Annotated in this window: 16 protein-coding genes; 12 read left to right on the forward strand and 4 right to left on the reverse strand. The window is 68.4% G+C overall.

Translation table 11 applies throughout. From position 1 onward, the window contains the following. Positions 1–182: 182 nt before the first annotated feature. Both ACWEKM_RS15675 and ACWEKM_RS15680 read right to left on the reverse strand, forming a co-directional pair. On the reverse strand, positions 183–1322 hold the full coding sequence (locus ACWEKM_RS15675; protein WP_451621720.1) for an NAD(P)/FAD-dependent oxidoreductase: 1140 nt from the start codon (positions 1320–1322) through the stop codon (positions 183–185). Between the two features lie 124 nt (positions 1323–1446). Next, a complete protein-coding gene (locus tag ACWEKM_RS15680; RefSeq protein WP_451621721.1) occupies positions 1447–2313 on the reverse strand; it encodes a MurR/RpiR family transcriptional regulator in 867 nt (288 codons plus the stop codon). Positions 2314–2697: 384 nt separating this feature from the next. Between ACWEKM_RS15680 and ACWEKM_RS15685 the strand changes: the two genes are divergently transcribed. The 12 genes from ACWEKM_RS15685 (at position 2698) to ACWEKM_RS15740 (ending at position 16144) form a co-directional block, all read left to right on the forward strand. After that, positions 2698–3849, forward strand: coding sequence for a pyridoxal phosphate-dependent aminotransferase (locus ACWEKM_RS15685; protein WP_451621722.1), 1152 nt, complete (start codon positions 2698–2700; stop codon positions 3847–3849). Between the two features lie 304 nt (positions 3850–4153). Beyond that, complete coding sequence (locus ACWEKM_RS15690; protein WP_451621723.1) at positions 4154–5563, forward strand: extracellular solute-binding protein; 1410 nt, start codon at positions 4154–4156, stop codon at positions 5561–5563. Next, a complete protein-coding gene (locus tag ACWEKM_RS15695) occupies positions 5560–6495 on the forward strand; it encodes a carbohydrate ABC transporter permease (RefSeq protein WP_451621724.1) in 936 nt (311 codons plus the stop codon). The genes ACWEKM_RS15690 and ACWEKM_RS15695 overlap by 4 nt, the downstream gene beginning before the upstream one ends. Continuing rightward, complete coding sequence (locus ACWEKM_RS15700) at positions 6492–7322, forward strand: carbohydrate ABC transporter permease (protein WP_451621725.1); 831 nt, start codon at positions 6492–6494, stop codon at positions 7320–7322. Before ACWEKM_RS15695 ends, ACWEKM_RS15700 begins: the two co-directional genes overlap by 4 nt. An 885-nt stretch (positions 7323–8207) precedes the next feature. Then, the gene (locus ACWEKM_RS15705; RefSeq protein WP_451621736.1) at positions 8208–8540 is read left to right on the forward strand and encodes a beta-ketoacyl synthase N-terminal-like domain-containing protein; all 333 of its coding nucleotides are present in this window, start codon (positions 8208–8210) and stop codon (positions 8538–8540) included. A 135-nt stretch (positions 8541–8675) separates the two neighbouring features. Beyond that, positions 8676–9650, forward strand: a complete 975-nt coding sequence (locus tag ACWEKM_RS15710; protein WP_451621726.1) for an L-tyrosine/L-tryptophan isonitrile synthase family protein — start codon at positions 8676–8678, stop codon at positions 9648–9650. Then, positions 9647–10438 (forward strand): TauD/TfdA dioxygenase family protein, encoded by a 792-nt coding sequence (locus ACWEKM_RS15715; protein ID WP_451621727.1) that lies wholly within the window; start codon positions 9647–9649, stop codon positions 10436–10438. Before ACWEKM_RS15710 ends, ACWEKM_RS15715 begins: the two co-directional genes overlap by 4 nt. A gap of 403 nt (positions 10439–10841) precedes the next feature. Further along, positions 10842–12185 carry a cytochrome P450 gene (locus ACWEKM_RS15720; protein WP_451621728.1) on the forward strand — a complete coding sequence of 448 codons (1344 nt, stop codon included), beginning with the start codon at positions 10842–10844 and terminating at the stop codon, positions 12183–12185. Between the two features lie 492 nt (positions 12186–12677). Next, the gene (locus tag ACWEKM_RS15725) at positions 12678–13679 is read left to right on the forward strand and encodes a ScbA/BarX family gamma-butyrolactone biosynthesis protein (protein ID WP_451621729.1); all 1002 of its coding nucleotides are present in this window, start codon (positions 12678–12680) and stop codon (positions 13677–13679) included. 96 nt (positions 13680–13775) lie between these two features. Further along, entirely contained in the window at positions 13776–14540 is a 765-nt protein-coding gene (locus tag ACWEKM_RS15730; RefSeq protein WP_451621730.1) for an SDR family oxidoreductase, read from the forward strand. Positions 14541–14730: 190 nt separating this feature from the next. Further along, the gene (locus tag ACWEKM_RS15735) at positions 14731–15426 is read left to right on the forward strand and encodes an HAD family phosphatase (RefSeq protein WP_451621731.1); all 696 of its coding nucleotides are present in this window, start codon (positions 14731–14733) and stop codon (positions 15424–15426) included. A gap of 76 nt (positions 15427–15502) precedes the next feature. Beyond that, positions 15503–16144 (forward strand): ScbR family autoregulator-binding transcription factor, encoded by a 642-nt coding sequence (locus ACWEKM_RS15740; protein ID WP_451621732.1) that lies wholly within the window; start codon positions 15503–15505, stop codon positions 16142–16144. Positions 16145–16173: 29 nt separating this feature from the next. Here ACWEKM_RS15740 and ACWEKM_RS15745 read toward each other — a convergent pair whose 3' ends face one another. Further along, positions 16174–16914, reverse strand: a complete 741-nt coding sequence (locus ACWEKM_RS15745; protein ID WP_451621733.1) for a phosphotransferase family protein — start codon at positions 16912–16914, stop codon at positions 16174–16176. Between the two features lie 25 nt (positions 16915–16939). Beyond that, on the reverse strand, positions 16940–18324 hold a 1385-nt coding region (locus tag ACWEKM_RS15750), incomplete at its 5' end, for a M16 family metallopeptidase (RefSeq protein ID WP_451621734.1).

Consider the following 18324-nt stretch of genomic DNA (forward strand, 5'->3'; position numbering starts at 1 on the left):
GGCGGCATGCTCACCCACGATGGCTCGGCCCATCGCGACGCGCCGGCGCTGACCACCGGAGGGCGCCTTGGGCTTGCGGCCGGGGTACTCGGTTGCGGCGCCGTGCGGCCCGGAGGCCCGGCGGCCCGAAGCGGGCGGTGCCCCGGATCTTCGCCGCGTCCTCGACCACGTCCTGCGCGGGGTCAGCTCGCGAAGCGAGCGAGCCCGAACGGACGTAGCGACTCATGTCGCTCGCCCGTGATCACCTCATCGGATACGACCTGGGCGAGGTGAGCCGCGAGTGTCACACCGCTATGGGTGGCGACGGCATAGATCGATGACTGCTCCGTGATCCAGTCCGAGATCGTCACACCGTCGTTCGGCAGGACACGCGTGCCGAGCGTCACCGTCTCGGTCGAGGCATTCCTCAGCGCCGGGTACAGCGTCCGGGCCCGGTCCAGCAGCACGCCCGGGACCGTCCAGATCCGGGGGTCGTCCGGCTTCCATCGCGCGCCTGTCGGGGAGTCGGTGAACGTCACACCGCCGTTGCGCGCGGGCCTGATGGAGATGCCAGGAGCATGGATGACGCGCCTGATGCCCGTGTCGACGGGGCCCGTGGTGGCGATGAGCCCAACGGTGGCATGCCCGGTTCCTGTCGCGCCGTCAGCTGATGACGGGCGCGTGGGGAAGTCCATGCCCATGGTGGCGAGAACGGGCCGAATTCCGTTGCCTGCCGCCAAGATCGTCACGTCGGCCGCGTACTGATGGCTGGATCCATCAGCCGAAGTCACCGTGGTCCGCCCGGTCGGCTTGAGTTCGGTGACTCGCTGGTAGGGGCGGAACACCGCACCCGACTCGCAGGCCCTCTTCAGAAGGCCCGCGCACATGGCGATCGTGTCGATCCAACCCTCCTTCGGGTACAGTGCGCCTCCCTTCAGGCCAGTGGAGTCGATCGATGGCTCAAGCTCCTCGATCTCAGCCCGCGTCAGCACGGTGGCTTCGTAATCGTTCGAGGTGAGCCGACCGGCCTTCTCCTCAAGTGCTTCCATGTCCGCGTCGGTCGCGGCGACTTGCAGGTTTCCGGTCTGGTGGAACCAGTCCGCGTCGCCCGGAGCACGTGAGCGCCGGGCCCGTTCGTGAGCGCGCAGTCCGAGGACATTGAGATGCTGGTACTCGGCGGGGGACTTGTTGTTGGCGTTCACCCAGGCGAATGTGGCCGAGCTTGTTCCTGACGTCAGCTCGGCAGCGTCGATGATGGTGACGGCCGCACCGCGAAGCGTGAGCTCGTATGCGAGGCTGCAACCGATGACGCCTGCCCCGACTATCAACACGGTCGACTTCACTCATGGTCCTTTCGGGCGCCAAGAGCGTCCTCGCTCGGTCGGCGCGTTGTGCGGCATGGGGGTCGAGGACGGCCGGGTCGGTCAACGGAGCGCTGTCCTGGCGGGGCACACAGGTGTGTTGCTCCTACAGGGAGTGCTCGATCGTGATGTCGGCCATCGCGTCGAGCGCCTTGGTGGATGCTTTGGGGCGTCGAACGGCGATGCCGACGAAGAGCGCGTCGAAGACCCCCAGGTGGGCGAGGCGGCTGGCCATTGATTCGAGACGGAAGCCGTATTCGGGGCCTCCCGCGATCAGCGAGGCATCCACGAGGCGGGTCAGCGGTGAGTTGGTGAAGCTGGTGATGGCGACGATGAAGGCTCCTGCCGCGCGCGCCGCCTCGGCGGCGAGGAGTGACTCGCGGCTGGCCCCGGTGTGGCTGACGACAAGACACACACAGTGCTGGTCAAGGTGTCGTGCGGCCAGATGCTGGGCCATGACATCACTGGGAAAGATCGTCACGAGGCCGAGCGCCGACAGCCGATGAGCGGCATCGTGGGCCGGTGCCGCGGAGGTTCCGTTGCCGACGACGAGTACCCGGCCGGCCACCGCGATGCGATCGATCGCCAGTGACAGCAGCTCGGGGTCGACGGTCTGTGCCGCGTCTATCAGGGCCCTGCTGCTCCGCCGGAGGATGCGATCGAGGACTTCACCGGCCGGCGTCTGGCCGTCTATTCCCTCTTCGTGGGCGAGCTCCTGCTCCTGCTGATCCTGATGGGCGAGATCGCGTGTGATCGCGAGCTTGACGTCCTGATAGCCCCGGTAGCCGATGCGTTGGCAGGCGCGCACCGCGGAGGACTGCGCGACGCCGGCCTTCTGGGCCAGTTCGGTCACCGAGCCGCGCACGACGGCATCAGGGTCGCTGAGGATCACCTCCATGACACGCTTGTCCGTACCGCCCAGGCTGGGCAGCGCGGCTTGGGCACGAGTGACGAACTCGCCGCTGACCAGCAAGGATTTACCTGGAACCACGTGTCCTCATTTCGCTGCGCAGGCACGGACCGAATGTCGGTGCGGCCACGAGACTAACACCCGGATGGATGATCCATCCTGCATTTCATAGGTACTGGGATAGTTCAACTTTCCGTCGTCCAGGCTTGGTCGGCACGTCATCCCAGAATCTGAGTCTGGCATCGCCGGCACGGCGCGGCGGCGGTGAACGGCCCTCATGTGGATGTCCACGCGGGACGGCAACACCGTCGGGCCGACAGACGTCAGTCCGGCGCCAGGTTCCCGCAGTTCAGCCCCGCGCCATCACAGCAGTTCAGCAGTTCAGGCCCGCGCCATCACAGCCGCCCCCGGGCGGCCCGCCGACTTCCCGAAACGAGGAACAAACCTGTGGTCACGCTGTCGCCGACCGCCGCACTGCGCCAACGCGCCGCGCACCTGCGCCGTGCGGGTGTCGAGGTCTTCGACTTCTCGGTGGGTGAACTCGACCTGGCAACCCCCGTCCACATCGTCACCGCGGCTGTCGACGCGGCGACCAGGCCGGAGAACCACCACTATGGGCCGACCACCGGCGATGAACGCCTGCGCCAGGCGATCGCGGACCGGCTCACCCTTCGCGCCACGACACCTGTCCCCCGCGCCACGGCACCCGTCGACGCCTCACACGTACTCGTCACCAACGGCGCGAAGCAGGCCCTCTTCAACACCTTCATGGCCCTGCTCGAACCAGGTGACGAGGTCCTGATTCCGGCGCCGTACTGGGTGACCTTCCCCTCCTCGGTCCGGCTCGCAGGCGGCAGCCCGGTCGTCGTCCAGCCCTGTGCAGGCCGGCTGAAGGTGACCCCGGACGACCTGGAAGCAGCCCGGACACCGTCGACCCGGGCACTCGTACTCTGCTCACCGAACAACCCCACCGGCCTCGTCCACGACGAGCCGGAGCTGCGCGCCCTCCTGGCATGGGCGGCCGAGCACGGCATCTGGATCGTGTCGGACGAGACCTATGTCGACCTCGCCTTCCGCCCCGTCCCGGCACCGAGCCGCATCGATCCGGGGACGGCCGACCGGCTCGTCACAGTCGGCAGTGTCTCCAAGTCCTACGCCATGACCGGCTGGCGGGTCGGCTGGATGTCCGGCCCGAAACACATCATCGACGCCGCGACCGCCGTCCAGTCCCACACCACCTCATGCGTCGGCCGCGTCGCACAGAACGCGGCCCTCGCCGCGCTCACCGGACCGGACGTCACCGCCGACTTCCGCGCGATCCTCCGCCGCCGACTGAGCCTGTGCGCATCGGTGCTGGAACCACTCGGACTGTTCCGGACGCGCCCCGACGGGGGGTTCTACGTCTTCCCCGACGTCCGCCGGTTCGACCCCGACGACATCGCGGTGGCGGAACGCCTCCTGAACGCAGGCGTCATCACCGTGCCCGGCACCTCGTTCGGCGCTCCCGGACATCTGCGGCTGAGCTTCGCCATCGAAGAGGAACAGCTGCACCGCGGACTGCTGACCATGGCCAAGGTCCTCAACGACTGGGGCACTTGATGCACCGGAACTGACCCCCAGCCCGTGACGACCTCGACGACCGCCGCGACACGGCAGCACCGGCCCGCCCGCGCAGGTGGCACTGCGCGAGGACGTCGGCGCCACCATCTGCCTCCACCCCGCCGGGTCTGCGACATGTCTCCCGGCTGCCCGCCGCGCAGCGGCGACCACTGCTCCGTCGCATCGGACCCCGGCCACACCCACCTGACCCCCCTGTCCCGCCCCCGACACCGAAGCCGCGCTCGCTCTGCACGCGGCACCACCCGCTCCCCGAACGTGACACCAGACCTGAAGGACATCACTGATGACTTCGAGACCACCCGCCGTCACCCGTCGCCAGCTCCTGCGACGTGGCGGCGCGCTGGGCGCCGGACTGGCCGGCGCCTCGTTCCTCGCCGCCTGCTCGGCCACACCGGGCGGCAACGCCCCGTCCCAGCCGAAGACCGGCAGCATCACCACCGACCCGGCCCGGCTCGGCGCGGCGACCGTGACCCAATGGGATCGCTTCACCAAGGAGGCGTTCCCCACCCGCTACGCGGCCCTCGAACAGCTCCGCTCGGAGTTCCAGCGGAAATACCCCAACATCACGGTCACTCGCGTCGCCAAGACGACCTCCGAGCTGGCCAACATCAAGCTCAGCCTCGCCGGTTCCGCGGGCGGCCCCGACGTGTTCGCTCTCAACAACACCGGGTACGCGGCGGCGCCGCTGGTCAAGGCCGGCCTCCTGCTCAACCTCGATCCCTACTACACCGCCTACGGCTGGCGAAAGCGCATCCCCGCCTCGCTCGACGCCGAAGGCCGGTACACGGCCACGGGACACTGGGGTGATGCATCCGGACACCTGTACGGCAGCGGCCTGTTCCTGTCCTACCAGCTGCTCCAGTACAACAAGGCCGACGTCAACAAGCTGGGCGGACTGCCGAAGACCTTCGCCGACCTGGAGCCCTACCTCGCCAAGGCCAAGCAGCGGGGCTACACACCGTTCATGATCGGGCTCGGCTCGCCGCAGAACGGCTCGCACAGCGGCATTTACCTGGCCGCGCTGCTGATCATGGAGAAGTGGGGAGCCGACAACCTGCGCCGCTGGGTCTACGGCCGGCCCGGCATCAGCCTGGACACCCCGGAAGTGATCGAGGCGCTCACGACCTTCCAGAAGTGGGGCCGGCAGGGCTACTTCCCGGCCAACCCCGCCGGTCTCGACCCGTCCAGCGACGTGGTCACCTCCTTTGCCAAGGGCACCGGCGTCTTCCACTACAACGGCATGTGGCTCAACCCCAAGATCGCCCCGACGATGGGCGACAACTTCGGACAGGCGCTTCCCCCGGGCGCCCAGGCCGGCGAGACCGGTCCCACCATCGCCACCAGCGCGCAGCTGCTCGCCTCGGCCAGGACCAAGCACCCCGACGCCGTCGGGGCCTGGCTCGACTTCCTGATCAGCCCCCGGGCCGCCACCGTCTTCCTCTCCCACGGCGTCCTGCCCTCGACGTTCGTCGACTCGGCCGACGCCCCTGACGAGGCCACGAAGCAGTCCGCGCAACTGGCACAGAAGGCATTCACCTCCAAGAACACCGCCAGCAACCTCCAGGGAGCATGGCCCACCGGAGCCGCGGACCAGGATGCCGAACTCACGCTCCTGCTGGCCGGAAAGAAAACCCCGAAGCAGGTCGCGCAGGCATTCGACTCCTACCGCAAAGAGTTCCTCGGCCAGCTATGAGCCTCTCCACCACGCGCTCGCGCCCGAAGACCGTCGAGGCCGCCCCAGCGGCGGCCCGGCGGGCACGGGTCATACGCCGTCTGACACCGTATCTGTTCATCGCCCCGGCGCTGCTGGTGCTGCTCGTCTTCTCCCTGGGACCCTTCGTCCATGGCATCTGGCTGTCGTTCTACCAGTGGGACGGCATCAGTCCGGGGACCTGGGTCGGCGCGGGCAACTACCGCAGTCTGTGGCACGACGCCACGGTCCGCCGCTCCTTCCTCAACGCCGGGATGCTGCTGTGCTTCTCAGCGCTGGTACCCCTGGGCATCGCGCTGCTCGTCGCCGGGGGACTGCGCCGGGTGCGCCTTCGCGGGCTGACCGCCTATCGGACGCTGATCTTCCTGCCGTTCGTCCTGCCCGGCGTCGTGACCGCCATCATCTGGCACTGGCTGCTGGGCGATCCCGGGCCGGTCAACCGGCTGTTGAGCGCCGTCGGCCTGGGCAGCCTCACCCGCCCCTGGCTGGCCGACTTCACCTCCGCGCTGCCGACCCTGGGCCTGGTGGCCGCGTGGAGTGTGCTCGGCGTACCGGTCGCGCTGTTCATCGCCGGCGCGCAGAAGATCCCGGTCAGCCTTTACGACGCGGCGCGCGTCGACGGCGCGGGAGCCTGGCGTGAGTTGCAGGCGGTGACCCTGCCGGGACTGCGCAACGAGATCGTCGCCGCCACCGTGCTGCTGGTCACCTGGGTCCTGAAGATGTTCGAGCTCATCTTTCTGCTCACCGCCGGCGGCCCGGGAACCGACACCACCACCATGCCCGGCTTCGAGCTGTACCGCATTGCGTTCGAGAACGAGGCCGTGGGACTCGGCGCCGCACTGGCGACCGTACTCACGGTGATCATCTTCGTGATCACCGTCCTGATCACCCGACTGGAAGACCGACAACCATGAGCCAAGGCCGCGAACGCCTGATCGGCCACGCGATCATGCTTGTCCTGGCCGCGTGCGCCACCTTGCCGACGCTCGCCCTGCTGCTGCTCGCGTTCACCCCCAGCGACGCGGGCGGCGGCGGAGTGAGCCTCCCCCACAGGCTCACGCTGGACAACTTCCGCTCCGCCTGGCACGCCGGCACCGGCATGGCCGGTTACCTCGCGATCAGCGCCTTCATCACGGTGATCGTCGTCGCCGCCACCGTCGTCCTCTCCACAATGGCCGGATACGCCTTGGGCACCATGCAGTTCCCCGGCTCGCGGATCATCTCGACGACATTCCTCCTCGGCGTGATCATGCCGGTGGAGGGGACGATCATCCCGATCTTCTACGACCTGCGCAGCGTCCATCTCGACGGCACGGTCTGGGCGGTGATCCTCTCCCAGACCGCCCTCATGGTCGGGTTCGGCACTTTCTGGATGCGTGCCGCGTTCCGCTCCATGCCCAGCGCGCTCATCGACGCCGCACGCCTGGACGGCGCCAGCCACATGCGCGTGCTGCGTACCGTGCTGCTGCCGCTGGCCCGGCCGTCCCTGCTGGCACTGGTGGCCCTCGTGATCACATGGACCTGGAACGAGTTCCTGCTCGCCCTCGTACTGCTCGCCTCCACCACGGCGGACCTGCGCACCGCCCCGCTGGCCCTGGGCCTGTTCCAGTCGCAGGAGAGCGTCGACGTCAACGGGCTGGCAGCCGCCGCCGTCGTGGTCGCCATCGTGCCCATTGCCGCCTTCGTGGCGCTGCAACGTCACTTCGTCCAAGGACTGACGGCGGGAGCAACGGTTGAGTGAACCCCCCACCCACCTATTGACGGCTGGCTGACATCGTCCCTGTCCCGTGCCGGGGACGGTCAGATACGTGAGGTCGATGAGTACCGATCCTGGGATCGGTACTCATTGGCCGTTGTGCCGACAGTGCGGTGGCCAAGCAACTCGACGGGCGAACCCGACCGGGCCCGCGACGCCGGGGTGCCTGCACACTGCCACAGGACGTGATTGAGTAAAAAACTCACCATGCCATCGCTTACCGCGACACTCTTCGAATTCGCCCCCTACTCTCCGGCCGACGCTATGTGCACAGTTGGCCCGATCTGCCGCTCCCGCGACCAATCGGAGCGGCGGCTTCTGATCGAATCGAACAACTTACCCGCGCTGGTTTGGCTCACTGGGACGAGGTGTGATCACCTCCCCAGCGGATACTGTTGCCGCTGTCGGGTCGAATTGATCAATCAACTTCTCCACTGCGGCGCGCGACGGGAATCCGCCTGACCCCACGGTTTTTCGGTCGCGTCGCCGAACGTCTGCACAGGCCGACGGAACCCCCCGTGAAAACTCCTCGGACCTCACCCATTCCACCGCAAGTCGATCCTCGCCACCCCACCCATCGAAAGCGCCTGGAGAGAAATGCGCAACGCCCAGAAGTTCGCGCTTGTCGAACTCGACTGTCGGCTACCTGGTGCCCGCGATGAAGTGGCGTACTGTTCCCCTCTGAAATCAGGCGTGGAAAGCATGCGGTTCTTCGGGTTCACGCCCGAAGAAGCCGAGATCCCGGATCCGCAGCACGGGCGGGGCCTGGAATCCTTCCCAGCCCGACCGCATCCAGACGGCGGATCGGATGACGGTCAGTCTCGGTAACGGGGCCGACCGTCTCGCCCCACCGTCTCGTGCGAGCCGAGGCTGGGCGTCCCGAGCGTCAACGCGGTGACCGCCGGCTCCACTTCCCCCGTCGCGGTCCACCTGGCCTGCCGCTCCCTGCCGAACGGCGAGTGTGAGAACGGTCTCGTTCCCCCGCTGGTCGATTTGGCCGAGGCGAACCCGAAGACTCAGTTCGACCGCACGCCGTTCGAGGTCAACACCTCGTGGCAGTCAACACCTCGTGGCAGTCAACACCTCGTGGCGGTCAGCACACCGTGGCGGGTGCTTCCGCCGCCGGCGAGGACCGAAAGCGCGCTGGAGGTCGCAGCGGCCAACCTGGGTGTCACATGCATGCAATCGGTGGGGCCCGGGTGAACTCCCGGCGATCCACCGCGATCGGGCCGCGCGAGGCACCCGGCGACGGACAGCCGCACCGTATGGCGGCTGTACCGACACCGGTCCGATCATCCGCGTCCGCTGATGAATTGCCGTATTCCGTCAAGGATGATGATGTCCGACTCAATCGCAGATCAGATACTTCGACTGCTGTTCTCGTTCCGGCGGATCGCCGGCGGCCCGGCGAATCCCTGCGCGCAGCAGCCGTGCGACGAGTGCTTCGCGACCCACCGGCCGAAGGTCGAGCGGTTCATGAAGGAAGGGGTGCCCATTCACTTCGTGATGCCCGCCTTCCCCGCCAAGTCCGCCAACCGGCAGAAGGTCCTCGGTAAGCTCCCCGACCTTGCGGAGCGCCTCTCCCTGGAGTTTCTGCAGTCCTTTTGCGACTACGTAAGCCACCACTACGGGCCTGGGGCGCGGATCACCATATGCTCCGACGGCCACGTCTTCAGCGACTTGGTCGGGGTCGATGACCAGGACGTGACGGACTACCGCATCGAGTTGGAGCTTCTGCTCGACGCGATCGGCTCCGACGCGATCAACACATACGGGCTCGGCGACGCCTTCCAAAGTGGCGACTATGCCGAGCAGCGCGAGCAGTTGACCAGCCGCTACGCCCTTTCCCTCGAAGAGATCCGGGACCGGGCGCGGCAGGATCCCGCGGCGCGGTCCATCTTCGACGGTATCCACCGGTTCCTCTTCGAGGACCGGCTCGCCCTGAGCGAGGGCCTCAGCCGCAACAAGGTCCGCGAGGAGTGCAAGCCCCTCGCCTACCAGGTGGTCCAGCGCAGTGACGCGTGGAGCGGCCTCGTCCAGGACTCCTTCCCGGACGCGTTGCGGCTTTCCATCCATCCGCAGGCCGCCCACTCCCAGAAGATCGGCGTCCATATGCTCCGCACCCGTGACAACTGGCTCACGCCGTGGCACGGCGTGGCACTCGACGAAGGCGACGGTGTGCGCCTTGTCAAGCGGGAGGAGGCGGAGTGGCTCGGCGCGACCGTGGTCATGCGTGGCGGCCGGCCCAGCCACTTCATCGCCCCGCAGGCCGTCCACACGTCCCGACTGCTGCTTCAGGAGGCAGCCCGATGAGCCCACTCTCCGTCACACCGGGCAAGCCCTTCGGCGCATTGCTCGAACCCGCCGGCACCGACCGTGAACTCGGCCTGGTGGAGCCCGAGGAGCTCCAGGAGCTGGTACGGAAGCACCGGGTCGTGGTGCTGCGTGGCTTCAACCCCTTCGAGAAGAAGGAGGAGCTGGTCGAGTACGCGCGGCGCTGGGGGCCGCTGCTGTCCTGGAACTTCGGGGATGTGCTCGATCTGGAAGTGCACGACAGCCCCAAGGACTACGTGTTCACACCGGGCCCCGTGCCGTATCACTGGGACGGCGCCTTCGCGGAACACGTTCCCGCCCACCAGATCTTCCAGTGCGTCAAGGCCCCTGTCGCGGGCGGCCGGACTGTCTTCTGCGACACCAGCCTGGTGCTCGACGCACTGCCGGAGCCCCTTCGCCGGACCTGGGAAGGCATCAAGATCACTTACAGCAAGGAGAAGACCGCGCACTACGGCGGCCACATCACCGCGGACCTGGTCCAGCCGCACCCGCACACCGGGGAGCCGATCCTGCGCTACGCCGAACCGCTCGACCCCGCTGTGTACCTCAGCCCGCTGTTCCTGGAGGTCGACGGGCTGCCCGACGACCTGACCCCGGAGGCGTTCTTCGCCGACAGCGAGAAGCGCCTGTACGACCCCGAGGTCACCTACCACCACACCTGGCAGGACGGCGACTACGTCATCACCGACAACCACGCCCTGCTGCACGGGCGTACCGCCTTCGAGGCGGGCTCGGCGCGCCATCTGCGCCGGGTGCATGTGCTCTGATCGTTCCGAGAGACCGAACGGGACTACACCGTTGCCAGAGCCTGTGTGCCCACCGGAGGGTTCCTCTGGAACTCGCGGTGCGGTGGTGTCACCACCCGCCACCGGTCTGTGCGCCCGGGCCCTGGCAGCCGTGTGACGGGCGAGAATTCCCGTACCCGTAAAGGACCGTCGGCCAGGAGCTTGTCCAGTCCTGGCCGACGCCCAGCAGTGCGCGCACGACGGACGGTTCCTCCTTGCCCGCCGGGTACGCCGACCACCCTCACCAGCCTCCCCCAACTGGCAGGCGGCAGCACACCGTCGTCGCGCCGGCGGCGTGGTCAAAGACACACACCGAGACCGAATACTCGGGCGCGACAGTAGGGAACCCATACCGGCGATGATCACCTGAAGGGAGCAATCGCTCGTGACCCTTGTACCGCCTCCCCCCATTCCCCGGGCTTCGGGATCCCTCCCGTTCCTGGGGCACGCGATACAGCTCTGGCGCGACAACCTCGCCTTCATCGCCTCGCTCCGCCACCGCTACGGCCCGATCGTGGAGATCACTCTCCAGCCGGGGACCCGCACGCTGGTGGTCCAGGACCCCGACTTGATCCTCACGATGCTCAAAGACATCGCCCCGCACCTCGACAAGGGCAGATTCTTCGAGGTGATGGGCCAGTTGCTCGGCGAGAGCGTGGTCACCGTCGCCGGGCACGACCACGTTCGCAAGCGGCGTCAGCTCCAACCCGCCTTCAGACGGGACGAGATCGCCCGTTACGTCGACATCATGCGCGGGGAGACGACGGCCGCCGTCGACAGCTGGCGTCCCGGCCAGACCCTCGATGTCCGTGAGGCGACGGTCAAGCTATCGCTTGACATGCTCACACAGACGATCTTCTCCGGGAGCCTCAAGCCGGAAGCGTTCCGGCAACTGCGCCAGGACCTGGTGGTGGTGATGGACAACATCGGCATGCGCATCATGCTGCCCGACTGGGTCCAGCGGCTCCCCCTGCCGGCCAATCGTCGCTTCGACCGAGCCGTCGCGGCAGTTCGGGCGACCGTCCACGATGCCGTCACCGAGCTGCGTGCCACGGAGCGCGACACCAAGGACATGCTTTCGCTGCTGCTCCGCTCGCCGGACCCGGCGACCGGGGAACCCCTGAGCGACCGTCAGATCTGCTCCGAGATCCTCACCCTGGCACTGGCCGGCACCGAGACCACCGCCACGGTGCTGGCCTGGGCACTGTACGAACTGGCCCGGCACCCGGATGTCGAGGACCGTGTCCTGGCCGAACTGCACGAGACCCTCGGCGACCGGCCGGTGACGCTCTCCGACCTCACCGGCCTGCCCTATCTGAACCGGGTCATCCGGGAGTTGCTGCGCCTGCACCACACCGGCTGGATCGTGACACGCCGCACCGTCACCGAGACCCGCCTGGGCCCATGGGTGCTGCCCGCGGGCACGGATCTCGCGTACTGCCAGCACGCCCTGCACCGTGACCCCGAACTGTTCCCCGACCCGCTCACCTTCGACCCCGACCGATGGCTCACCGGTGCGCCGAGCCTCCCACCCGGTGCCTTCCTGCCCTTCGGGGAAGGAAAGCACAAATGCATCGGCGACCATTTCGCGGTGACCGAGCTGACCACGGCGCTCGCCACCATCCTGCGCAGGATCAGGTTCGAGCCGAGTGCGGGACAACCAGTCCGGCCGGTCGCCAGAGCCACCGTACGGCCGGGCCGAATGCTGATGACCGTCCGAGCACGCTAGGGCGTGTTCCAGGTTTCCCGTCGTCCGCGCGGAGCGCGGGCGTCGCGGCGTCTGGTGCGGTGCGTCGCAAGGCGGAGGGTCGTCCTCGTACTGGGCGTACGTGGGCGATCCCGACAACGCGGCGAGGCGCCGTGCCAGGCGTCGCGACGCAGGCGGGAAACCTGGAACACGCCCTCGGCGGACGCCGTCGCCGGCGGAGCCGTCCACGAGGGCACGAAGGCGGTCACCCGCAGCTGGGATGACCGCCTTCGAGATCAGCACGCGTCCGCGGGGACGCAGCCGCCCCACGCCTCGCGCAGCGCATGGCACACCTCGCCGATGGCGCCGACCGCTCCTGCCGACCCGGCCTCCGTCCAGAATTCGCCTTCCCGTTTCCGGCACGGCCCGAAGTAGTCCATTCCGCTGGAGATTAAACCGGACGGTATGTATCTTCGGACGCCCGAGGGAAACCCACCTCTTGACTTCGCACCAGCACTGCTCAGGGGGAGAGCCATGTCCGCGAGCACGTACCGCGTCAAACGCTCCACACGCAGCGCACCAGTGGCCCGGAGCAAGACGGTGATGCCCATGGGCAACGGATATTCCGGCCATCCGTCCCTGACAACCACCGTCCCCAAGGAGTACGTCCACCGCGCCAGCATCGCCGAGGTCATGCTCACCGACTGGAAACGCCACCACGACGGTCACTTCACCGTGGCCGCCCAGTGGCCCCGCGGTCATAGTTTCTTCACCGCCGTGCAGGGCTGTCACGATCCGCTGATCGCGGCCGAGACGATCCGGCAGGCCGGGATCCTGCTGTGCCACACCGAGTTCGGCGTACCCCTGGACCACCACTTCCTGCTGTCCAGGCTCAAGGTCAGCGTGCTGCCCGACGGGCTTCTCATCGGCAGCGCACCCGCCTGCATCGACCTCCGCATCGTCATCTCCGGCACCAGACAGCAGCGCGGCCGCCTCACGGCCGGCCGGCTGGAAACCGTGCTCCGCCGCGACGGCCGCACCGTGGCCACCGGAAGCGCCGCCTTCACCTGTGCCTCCCCCGCCGTCTACCGGCGCCTGCGGGGCCGAAGCGTCGACCGCGGCCATGCGCCACTGCCGCTCACCACTGCGCTGCCCCCGCAGACGGTGGGCCGACTGCTCCCGATGGACGTCGTGCTGTCCCCCACCGACGAAACCAACCGCTTCCAACTGCGGCTGGACATCCGTCACCCCATACTCTTCGACCATCCCGTCGACCATGCGCCGGGCATGGCCCTGATCGAAGCCGCCCGGCAGGCGACGACCGCCACGTTGGGTCGCGTCTCGCTGCCCCTGTGCATCGAGACCGACTTCATGCGCTACGCGGAGCTGGACGCACCCTGTTATCTCGAAGCACAGCGTGTTCCGGGCGAGGAGCCAGACCGGAACGAGTCCGTACGCGTGACGGGATACCAGGGGCAGGAGAAGGTCTACAGCTCGACCGTGACCGTGCCCAGGCCCGTCGGCCTGCCGTCCTGAGCCTACGACCACCGCGCCGACGGACGCACTGCCCGGCCACGGGCCTGCTCACCGCGGCCGTGCCGACGCCACGACCGCCCAAGAGGGGTATGACACATGGGTGAACTGACCGGCAGAACGGCGCTCGTGACCGGCGCCAGCCGCGGCATCGGCAGAGCGGTCGCCCGCAGACTGGCCCGCGACGGAGCCCTGGTCGCCGTCCACTACAGCAGCAACGAGACCGCCGCCCGCAGGACCCTGGAACTGATCGCCGAGGACGGCGGGCAGGCATTCCGCGTGCGTTCCGAACTGGGCGTACCGGGCGACGCCGAGACCCTGTACACCCGCCTGGAGGAGAAACTGGCCGACCAGGGAGCCGGAACCGACCTCGACATCCTCGTCAACAACGCAGGCATCAGCGGACCCGCCCGCCTCCACGACGTAACACCCGAACTCTTCGACCGGCTCTTCGCCGTGAACACCCGCGCCCCCTTCTTCCTCGTCCAACGAGGTCTGAAGAACCTCCGCGACGGCGGCCGGATCATCAACATCTCCTCGGCCGTCACACGCATCGCCTACCCCGAATCCATCGCCTACGCCATGGCCAAAGGCGCCCTGAACACCTTCACCCTCGCGCTGGCCAAAGAACTCGGACCACGCGGCATCACCGTCAACGCGGTCAGCCCCGGATTCGTCGAGACCGATATGAACGCGAGGAAACGGACCACACCCGAAGCGACCGCGCAACTCGCCGCCCTGTCCGTCTTCAACCGGATCGGCCACCCGGCCGACATCGCCGACATCATCGCCTTCCTCGCTACCGACCGATCCCGCTGGATCACCGGCCAGTGCATCGACGCCAGCGGTGGTTCCCGCCTCTGAGTCGGGCATCACACCGCCGCGGCGCCGGCCCCGGGTCCGGGTTGCCGCCCCCTTGGGACAAACCGCACGGCCCGTTTACTATGCCCGTGCCAGACTGCGCGATCATCCGATAGCGCACAGGAAAGACACCGACACCATCAGATGCCGTCCGGCAGGTCCGCGCGGCCCGACGTAGGCGGTTGCGAGGACTGTGCGGCACATACGTCTCATCGCGGTCAACATCGACGGGGTACTGCTGAACGACACCTTCAGCCCCGTCATCCACCAGTTCGTGGCCGACCTCCGCGGCACCTACACCGCCGAGGACGAACGGGCGCTCCTGTCACAGCCCCAACTCCAGGCCGCCGCAGCACTGGCCGTCCCCGGGAGCACGCCCGAGGAGACCGTCGAGGCGTACTTCCGCCGGCGCAAGGAATACCTCAAGGACCATCCGGTACAGGTACAGGACGGCGCCCGCGCACTGCTCGACCGGCTGCGCGCCACCGGAGCGCTCCTGGTGTGCTACGGCGGGCTGGCACGAACCCACTTCGACCGCCACCTCGCCCCCTACACCGACTACTTCGACGGTCCCCGTTACGTGTGCACCGACCAATTCCGCCCCGGCATCCGGGAAATCACCGAGGACATCTTCCAACTCGCCTGCCACCAAGCACTCTTCATTGACGACGTGGCCCGCGTCGCCGAAGCCGCCCGCGCCCTCGGAGCAGCATTCATCGGGCACCCCACCAGCTACGAGCACAGCTTCCAGCGGCAGCTGATGCGGGAGACGGGAGTCCGCCACATCGTCGACTCGCTCGACGCCATCGACGAACGGCTGCTGCACGCGGTCGACACCGAGGCCGCCGACGGCAACCTGTGGCCCCGCACCGGCCCCTCAACGGACTGACCTGCTCATCCGGTACGATCCGGACGGTTTTTTCATGCGCCGCTCCCTGCGGGGCACGGTGGACGGGAGGTCATAGATGGCCCAGCAAGAACGAGCGATCAAGACCCGCCGGGCAGTACTGGAGGCAGCCGCAAAAGTCTTCGCAGAGCACGGATACGCCGCGGCCACCGTCGCGGACATTCTCCAGACCGCCGGGGTCACCAAAGGCGCACTCTACTTCCACTTCGACTCCAAGGAAGCACTGGCCAAAGGCGTCCTGGAAATCCAGACCGAACAGCCCCCGCCCGCACAGGACATCAAGCTCCAGGAGATGGTCGACCTCACCATGAGCGTCGCCCGCCGCCTCGTCCACGACCCCGTTCTGCGGGCCGGCGCCCGGCTCTCCGCCGACCCCACCGGCCGCAAACACTACGGAAGCGCCCTGCCCCTGTGGGTCAACCTGGTGACCGCCATTCTCACCGAGGCCCACCAGCGCGGAGAAACCCTCCCCCACGTAGAACCACGCCCCGTCGCGGAAATGCTCGTCAGCGCCTTCCACGGCGTACAGCTCTATGCCCACCACGAAGCCGACGACAACGACATCGAACAACGCGCCGCGACTCTCCTCCAGTACCTCCTGCCGTCCATCGCCACACCCACCACACTCATCCGACTCGACATCACCCCCACCTCCGCGGTGGTGACCGGTTCCGCCGTCGAGCACCAGCGATGCCCCTGACGGGACTCACCATGCAGCTTTAGCTGTTGTCAGTGCAGGGCTGCCGCGAAGGTGTTGCGGTTGGCCGCCGTCTGGGTGTGCTCCCGCTCGGACCAGCGGATGCGCTCGGTGAGGAGTTCTTCGGCGGCGACGCGGGGGCCTGGGCGCGTGAGATGGCTGCGCCACCATTGGGCGTTGCGGGCCTGGCGGTCGAGCATGGCGTCGATGAGACGGGCGCGGGAGGCGGCATCGAGTCGGTAGGCATCCGCGAGAACGCGTACCTGCGCGGCTTGGGCGGCGGCGGTCGGTGCTTCGGGTTTGGAGGAGACGCACCATGTCCACGCCATGTAACCGAGGTCCTCAAGGGGGTCGCCCGGGGCCGCGGTGTCGAAGTCGATGAAGGCCACTGGGAAGCCGTCTGAGAAGACGGCGTTGTTCGGCCCCGGATCATGGTGGCAGACCACGGGGTGTGGACCGGCGAGGCGACTGCCACGGGTGGCGTCATGCAAGGCACGGAGCAAGGCCCCGGCGGCGGCCACTTGGCGGTCGGTCCAGTGCTGAAAGCGTGCGGGCACCCAGCCAGGGAGGTAGCTGAGGACATCACGGCCGTCGGCGTCGGACCCAAGGTGGCGTGGAGCGCCTGTGAAGCCCCGCTGCTGAAGGTGTCCGAGCAGCCGCGCGACGAACGGGGACGACGCGGTGGCCGGCCGTCGGACGGTGTTGCCGACCCTGACGACGCCTGGGGTGATGCGTCCGCCGGCCAACGGCACTTCGTTCTCCACGTTCTCCATCACTTCATGCTGCACCGTCTGTGGCTCAGGGGGTCTCCAATCGCCAGGGTCCGACGGAGGACGGGGTGGCGGACGGGGCGGCGGATGGGGCGGATGGGCCGACGAGGACGCCGGTGAACCGGGAAGGGGAGAGCATCCTGCGGCAGATCGCCGCGACGGAGTTCTCGTCGGTCTGTCGCAGTTCGTGCTGACGGGCGGCGAGCGCGGCGGGATCCTGCCGGGCGGCCGGGAGGTCCGCGAGGGCGTCGGCCAGGCCCGCCTGGGACGACCAGGCGATCTGCGCGCTGCCGATCGCGTAGTCCCGTACGGCGGCCACCTCTCGCGAATCGGGCGGCTGCTCCGTCAGGCGCATCAGTTCGTCGCCGACCGCGTCGGTCAGCCGCAGGGCCGTCGCCGAGGCCGTGTCGGCCCGCACGATCAACTGCCGGCCGTCGGGACCGCTGTCCAGCGATGACTGCACCGTGTAGGCGAGGGCGTCCCGGTCGCGCAGGCGCAGTTCAAGACGGGACCTCGGGAAACCGCCCAGCAGCACGTTGGCCAGGTGCAGCGCGGGCCCGACGGGGCCGTCGCCCACCGGTGTGCACAGGCACAGGTGGGCCCGGCCGTCCCGTGCCGCCGGGTGTACCGCGATCGTGCCCGTCAGGCCCGCCGGTGTCGCCCCGGATGCCTGTGGGCGCCCCTGACGTGCGGTGCGGTCGCCGACGCCCGTGGTGGCCCAGTCGTCGAAGATCCGGCGTACGGTGTACACCGTGGCGTCGGGGTCGAGATCACCCACGAGGACGAGTGTCGCCCGCGACGGCAGCAGCCGAGCGGTGTGCAGGGTCCGTACCTGCTCCGCGGCGACGTCGGCGATCTGTTCCGGTGTCGGCAGTTCCTGACCCGCGGGGCCGTCCCCGTGCACCCGGCGACGCAGGAGGGCGACGGCTTGCGCCGCGGGGGTCGCGCGGGCCAGGGCGAGTTGGCCGCCGAGGGCGGTTCGGGCCGCCTGTACCTCCGGCTCGGGGTGGGTCGCCGCGGTCACGACGTGCGCGAGAACACCCAGCAGCGGGACGAGTGCGCCGCCCAGCACGCCGCCGCGGAGGCTGAGCCGTCCGCCGTGGAAGACCGGAACCAGGTCGCAGCCCAGGCGGCCGAGGAACATCTCGATGTCCCGCCGGTCGCGGCCGGGAAGCCCACGCAGCAGTGTGGCGGCAAGGACAGCCGCCCGTGCGGACAACTCGGGTGCGACGGTGCCGAGATCGACGGTGAATCGCAGTTCGACGCGCGGCACCGTCGGCAGTCGGACGGCGAGCACACGCAGCCCGCTCGGCAGCGTGGCAGCGGCGCTCGGCGGAACGGTCCAGACCGGCGGAACGGGCCAGACCGGCGGGCCGGGGGTCACCGTGGGCCCGCCGGGCAGTCGGCGGCCGG

Source organism: Streptomyces sp. NPDC004752, from assembly GCF_053601275.1.